Genomic DNA, 2981 nt, shown 5'->3' with positions numbered 1-2981 from the left:
TATTTCTATTAATAGGACTTTGTCCTTAAATCAAGTTACAGAAGAATTCGATCAAGAAGATTTGGAAATTGTTCTATTGTATGATGGAAGAGCAAAGATTGAGTTTAAAGATGAAGTAATTGATTTAAAGCCTGGAGATATTTTAAGAATAAAGCCTCACGATGTTCACAAAGTTATCTATCAAGATAGGGCAATATGGTTATGTATTTTCAAAAAGGTAGATAAGCATGAGTAAGAGGAATAGTAATAATAAAAACAACAAGTGGACTGCTGTTATTTTAATTGCTCTTGCAATTGTGGGAGCATTAATAGGCGATCAAAGTTTTTTAAAGGAATACGAAAAAGATCAGGGCTTAGGTCATGGCTTTTCTTCTTTCTTAGACAATTTTGGAGCATTTGACAAAAATAAATATAAAGTCACTGAAAAATCTGAGTACTATGTTATAGATAAAAATCCTCCACAGTTTAGTGAAGAGGATTTAAAAAATAGGGAAGTTTATGCTAATTATTCTCCACTAGATTCGCTAAACAGAGTGGGGCCTGCCAATGCACTGCTTGGAAAAGAACTTATGCCAATTGAAAAAAGAAAAGACATTTCTAAAGTCTATCCGACTGGTTGGCATCAAAAGAGATTTGATTTTATTGAAGGTGGAGTTCTTTATAACAGATGCCACTTAATTGGTTTTCAACTTGCTGGTGAAAATGACAATTGGCTCAACCTCATGACTGGTACCAGATCCTTTAATACTAAAGGAATGCTGCCCTTTGAAAATGTAGTTGCAGATTATATAAAAGATACTGGCAAAAAAGTTAGATATAGAGTTACGCCAATCTTTATAGACGACGAACTTGTCGCACGTGGTGTAATAATGGAAGCCTATAGCGTGGAAGATGGGGGCAAGGCAATAAATTTTAGAGTGCTTGTTAAAAACATTGAAAAAGGCGTTTCGATTGACTACAAAACAGGTAGAAGTAAAAGACTAAAATAATTTATTGACAGCTGTTTTTTCTATGATATAATACCTAAATTGAAATAAGATGGAAAGTTGAGGGATGTATTATGAGACTTAGAAAAAAACATTTTGCAATACCTGAAATGCATGAAAATCCCTATGTTTATTTTGAAGGAGAAAAGAACAAAGGCAAATGGGCCGAAGTTTTTGGAAATGATCACCCGATTTATTTGGAAATTGGAGCAGGCAAGGGAAAGTTTACTATAGAGTCAGCAAAAAGAAATAAAGATATTAATTATATAATGGTAGATTTGGAAACCAATGCACTTATATACGCAACTAGAAAAATTTTGGAAGAAGAGCTTACAAATGTGCGTGCAATGCCAATTAATGCAGAAAATATTTTAGACTATTTTGATGAAGGCGAAATAGATAGAATATATATAAACTTTTGTAACCCTTGGCCAAAGTTAAGACACAAGAAGAGAAGGCTAACATATCCAAGATTTTTGGAAAAATATAAGATTATATTGAAGGAAAAATCACAGATATATTTCAAGACAGATGACTTGGAACTATTCGAAGAGAGCCTAGATTATTTTAGAGATAGTGGTTTTTCTGAACTAGTTGCGGATTTCGACATGAAGGAAGATGAATATCCTCAAAATATAGTTACAGAATATGAGAGAAAATTTAGAGACTCAAATATTCCAATTAAATTTGGTGTTTTTGAACACTATGTATGACAACCGCAAATTAAAAATAGGTTGACCATATTAAATAAAATTTGTATAATATCCATAGGTGATTAACTTATGGATATTTTTAGTTTACAAACTAAAGTAAAAAATGGATACAAAATAACAAGAGATGAAGCAATAGAACTTTATAATGAAAATTATGAAGATTTGACAAAAGCAGCTGATGAATTAAGAGAATATTTTTGTGGCAATGACTTTGATGTATGCACAATAATTAACGCAAAAAGCGGTAAGTGTCCAGAAAATTGTAAATTCTGTGCACAATCAGCTCACTATAAGACAGAGGTAAAGGAATACAAATTACTGCCAGACGAAGTAATAGTTAAAGATGCCCTTGATAAATATGAAAGAGGCATACCTAGATACTCAATGGTAGCAAGTGGAAAAAGTCTTACAGAAGAAGACATAGATAGAGTATGTGAAATAACTAGAAAAATTCACAAAGAAGCTCCCGATTTAAAAATTTGTATATCTGGTGGACTTATTTCTGAAGAAGGATTTGAAAAATTAAAAGCTGCAGGAATAAGAAGAGTCCACAACAACCTAGAAACATCAAGAGAATATTTTAAAGAAATCTGCTCAACACATAGTTATGATCAAAAAATAAATACAATTAAAGCAGCAAAACAAGCAGGTATGGAAGTGTGTTCTGGTGGACTAATAGGAATGGGAGAGACATATATAGATAGAATTGACTTAGCACTAGAACTAAGAGAATTAAATATAAAATCAATACCAGTAAACTTACTTAGCCCAATTAAAAACACACCACTAGAGAATACAGAAGTGTTATCTATGGAAGACTTAAATAGAACTTGTGCAGTATTTAGATTTATAAACCCAAAATCTGCCATAAGACTTGCAGGCGGAAGAGCATTAATGGAAGAATTTGGCAAGAGCGCATTTAAAAGTGGAGCCAATGCAACAATATCTGGAGTGCTACTTACAACTAATGGTAATAGCATAGAAGATGATATAAAAATGCTTGAAGATCTAGACTATAACGTGCGTGCAGTGGACGAATTAGAATTAGTATAAAATATTTTAAAAAAGTAGTTGACAAAGAAAATTAAAGGTAGTATTATATAAAAGCTGTCGAAAAAAACAGCTTTTATTTTTTAATAAAATTTGCAGAGTTCAAAAAAACTTTACAAAAAATTAAAAAATAATAAAAAAGTTCTTGACAAAGCAAAAAGAACTTGGTAAACTATAGAAGTTGTCACTTAAGGCAACGAACTCTTTTAAAACTCAATCAAGAAAAACTTTT

The 2981-nt window shown here is 31.5% G+C and carries 4 protein-coding genes; all 4 read left to right on the top strand.

All coding sequences use genetic code 11. The features are described from left to right. Positions 1 to 235: cupin domain-containing protein (locus ACOX6R_RS07760; RefSeq protein WP_433448938.1), on the top strand; the 235-nt coding region annotated here is incomplete at its 5' end. Further along, positions 228 to 989 carry a DNA/RNA non-specific endonuclease gene (locus ACOX6R_RS07755; protein WP_433448936.1) on the top strand — a complete coding sequence of 254 codons (762 nt, stop codon included), beginning with the start codon at positions 228 to 230 and terminating at the stop codon, positions 987 to 989. The genes ACOX6R_RS07760 and ACOX6R_RS07755, both read left to right, overlap by 8 nt. Before the next feature lie 71 nt (positions 990 to 1060). Then, entirely contained in the window at positions 1061 to 1699 is a 639-nt protein-coding gene (gene trmB, locus ACOX6R_RS07750; RefSeq protein WP_433448934.1) for a tRNA (guanosine(46)-N7)-methyltransferase TrmB, read from the top strand. 69 nt (positions 1700 to 1768) lie between these two features. Then, the gene (gene bioB / locus ACOX6R_RS07745; RefSeq protein ID WP_433448932.1) at positions 1769 to 2752 is read left to right on the top strand and encodes a biotin synthase BioB; all 984 of its coding nucleotides are present in this window, start codon (positions 1769 to 1771) and stop codon (positions 2750 to 2752) included. Positions 2753 to 2981 lie beyond the last annotated feature (229 nt).

It is taken from the genome of Peptoniphilus sp. (genome assembly GCF_050943655.1).
Classification (GTDB): domain Bacteria; phylum Bacillota; class Clostridia; order Tissierellales; family Peptoniphilaceae; genus Peptoniphilus_A.
Note: the sequence above shows the minus strand (reverse complement) of the source record. Positions and strands in the feature narration are given on the sequence as shown.

Excerpts from the sequence above, each read along its gene's own strand:
- ACOX6R_RS07755 (WP_433448936.1), top strand. The coding sequence starts at position 228 with ATGAGTAAGAGGAATAGTAATAATAAAAACAACAAGTGGACTGCTGTT.
- trmB (WP_433448934.1), top strand. The coding sequence starts at position 1,061 with ATGAGACTTAGAAAAAAACATTTTGCAATACCTGAAATGCATGAAAAT.
- bioB (WP_433448932.1), top strand. The coding sequence starts at position 1,769 with ATGGATATTTTTAGTTTACAAACTAAAGTAAAAAATGGATACAAAATA.